Origin of the sequence: Streptomyces sp. 13-12-16, assembly GCF_002114215.1 — a bacterium.
In the GTDB taxonomy this organism is placed as follows: Bacteria; Actinomycetota; Actinomycetes; order Streptomycetales; family Streptomycetaceae; genus Streptomyces.
Genome location: NZ_NCTE01001436.1, coordinates 1 through 2,290, shown reverse-complemented (window position 1 = coordinate 2,290; position 2,290 = coordinate 1). Strand labels below are relative to the sequence as shown.

At 73.8% G+C, this 2,290-nt stretch carries 2 protein-coding genes and 1 pseudogene; 2 read left to right on the top strand and 1 reads right to left on the bottom strand.

Annotation, left to right across the window (positions count from 1 at the left end; all coding sequences use genetic code 11):
* Window positions 1–241 (bottom strand): annotated as a pseudogene (locus tag B7767_RS47570) (hypothetical protein); the annotation flags it as partial.
* A gap of 14 nt (window positions 242–255) precedes the next feature.
* On the opposite strand from B7767_RS47570, the gene rpe reads away from it, so the two are divergent.
* Window positions 256–942, top strand: coding sequence for a ribulose-phosphate 3-epimerase (gene rpe / locus B7767_RS42200; RefSeq protein ID WP_085576441.1), 687 nt, complete (start codon window positions 256–258; stop codon window positions 940–942).
* A gap of 78 nt (window positions 943–1,020) precedes the next feature.
* Window positions 1,021–2,064: a sugar-binding transcriptional regulator gene (locus B7767_RS42195; protein ID WP_085576440.1), complete on the top strand. Its 1,044-nt coding sequence runs from the start codon at window positions 1,021–1,023 to the stop codon at window positions 2,062–2,064.
* Window positions 2,065–2,290: the final 226 nt, after the last annotated feature.

Here is a 2,290-nt window from a genome sequence, read left to right as displayed (position 1 = left end):
CCCCGGGGGCCGCCGGGGGCGGCCGCCGCACCTTCGGGTCCGCGTCCGGGAACAGGGACGTGACCGGCACCGACCGCACGGCGAAGGGGGCCGGGAGCGCGCCGGGGGCGACCGGACCGAGGTACCACGCGGAGTCCGTCCCGGCGGCCGGCGGCACCGCCGTGCCCGGTAAGGCGGTCGCGCCGGGGGCGAGCAACGCCGGCCCCGCGCGGGACCGGTGCGGGCAACCCCCGCGGGACATGGCACGCTTGGTGCATGGCCCCGCAGATCAGCCCCAGCATCCTGTCCGCCGACTTCGCCCGCCTCGCCGACGAGGCGAAGGCGGTGGCCGGCGCCGACTGGCTCCACGTCGACGTCATGGACAACCACTTCGTCCCGAACCTCACGCTCGGCGTGCCGGTCGTGGAGTCGCTCGCCCGTGCGACGGACACCCCGCTGGACTGCCATCTGATGATCGAGGCCCCCGACCGATGGGCACCCCAGTACGTGGAGGCGGGGGCCGGTTCGGTCACCTTCCACGTCGAGGCGGCCACCGCGCCCGTGCGGCTCGCCCGGGAGATCCGCGCCAAGGGCGCCCGCGCCTCCATGGCGCTGAGGCCGGCGACCCCCATCGAGCCGTACGAGGACCTGCTCCCCGAGCTCGACATGCTGCTGATCATGACGGTTGAGCCCGGCTTCGGCGGGCAGGCGTTCCTCGACATCATGCTTCCGAAGATCCGCCGTACCCGCGAGCTGATCCGCAAGCACGGTCTGGAGCTCTGGCTCCAGGTCGACGGCGGGGTCTCGGCGTCCACCATCGAGCGGTGCGCCGACGCCGGCGCCGATGTCTTCGTCGCGGGTTCCGCCGTGTACGGAGCGGCGGACCCGGCCGAGGCGGTACGTGCACTGCGCAACCAGGCGGAGGCCGCGACGGCCAAGGCGTCGTGGGCGTGCGACCACTGAGCGTCAGGAACATGAACGGCGCCCGGGAGGGCTGATCGACCGCGCCGGATCTGCAAGGATGAACGGCGAATCCAGAGTGTGAACAGCAGTGAGGAGATCGCCGTGTCGGGTATGTCGGCGGGCCGGTCAGCCATGCGGATGGGACCCGCTGAGCTGGTGCAGGCGGCGGCCATGGCCCGCCGCTTCTACCTCGAGGGCAAATCCAAGATCCAGATCGCCGAGGAGTTCGGCGTCAGCCGCTTCAAGGTGGCCCGGGTCCTGGAGACCGCCCTCGAACGGGATCTCGTACGGATCGAGATCCGCGTGCCGGCCGAGCTGGACGCCGAGCGCTCCGACGCGCTCCGCGCCCGGTACGGCCTGAGGCACGCCGTGGTGGTCGAGTCCCCGGCCGAGGCCGAGGAGACACCCGACCCCGAGAACCTGGGAGAGGTGGCCGCCGACCTGCTCGGCGAGCTGGTCAACGAAGGAGATGTGCTGGGTCTGGCCTGGGGCCGGTCCACCATCCACATGGCGGCGGCCCTGGACCGGCTGCCGCCCTGCACGGTCGTGCAGCTCACGGGCGTGTACGACGCCGGGACCGCCGAGCGCGGCTCGGTGGAGGCCGTGCGGCGCGCCGCGCAGGTGTCGGGCGGCGACGCCCACCCCATCTACGCGCCGATGCTGCTGCCGGACGCGGCCACCGCTCAGGCGCTGCGCCACCAGACCGGGATCGCGCGGGCCTTCGAGTACTTCGACAAGGTCACCGTCGCCTGCGTCTCCATCGGTTCCTGGGAGCCGGGCATCTCCACGGTGCACGACATGCTCAGCGACGAGGAGCGGGCGCACTACGCCTCCCTCGGGGTCGCCGCGGAGATGTCCGCGCACCTCTTCGACGCGGAGGGGCGCCGGGTCGGCCGGGACCTGGGGGAGCGGTGCATCACGGTCAAGACCGACCAGCTGCGCCGGGTGCCCGAGGTCGTCGCGATCGCGGGCGGACAGCGCAAGGGGCCCGCGATCGACGCCGTACTGCGCTCCGGTCTCGTCACCAGCCTGGTGACGGACACGTCGGCCGCGGACTACCTGATGACGGCGGGGACCACCCCGCGGTCCGCCCTCAACCGCGCTGACCCGGACGGCGCCTGACGGCGGGTGAGACGGGAGGCGGGCCGACGGCATCGGCCGGTACGGTGCCGCGACAGGCCCCTTTCCGGCTGCCGCGGGCCCCGGAGGGTGGCCGGGGCGGTTCGTGGTCGTCCCGGACCCTTGGCGGGGTCACCGGCGCGGCGTGCCGGTCGGACCGCCGTGGCCGGGTCCCGCACCTGCCCGGCCGGTTCGGCCGCGACGGGGACGCCCTCGGCGGCTTCCTCTC

What these genes read in the sequence shown, in the direction of transcription:
- rpe (WP_085576441.1), top strand. Translation starts at nt 256, where the DNA reads ATGGCCCCGCAGATCAGCCCCAGCATCCTGTCCGCCGACTTCGCCCGC.